The 284-nt window shown below is 74.3% G+C and carries 1 pseudogene; it reads right to left on the reverse strand.

Annotation, left to right across the window (positions count from 1 at the left end):
* A pseudogene (locus tag ACLQ14_RS19470) lies at window positions 1-284 on the reverse strand (HNH endonuclease signature motif containing protein); the annotation flags it as partial.

Here is a 284-nt window from a genome sequence, read left to right on the forward strand (position 1 = left end):
CCGGTGTCGCTGACAGTGCCGTCGCCGGAGGACCTGTCGCCTGCTCGGGTGTGGTCGAAGGGTTCGACGTGGTCGAGATCGGCCCGCCACGCCGGTATGCCGCAGCCGGGGAACGTGCACGTTGCGTCCCGGACCCGGACCAGGTCGCCCAGCACGGTCCCGGGCCGGTAGGTGCGGCGTGAGACGTCGGCCGCGATCCCCGTCACCGGGTCGGTCACGATCCGCTGCCAGGTCACGTCCTGGCCGGTCGCGAGCCGGCGGGCGAGGTCCGCGGGGATGGGCCC

The organism is Luteimicrobium sp. DT211 (assembly GCF_049844995.1).
Taxonomy (GTDB): Bacteria; Actinomycetota; Actinomycetes; order Actinomycetales; family Cellulomonadaceae; genus Luteimicrobium.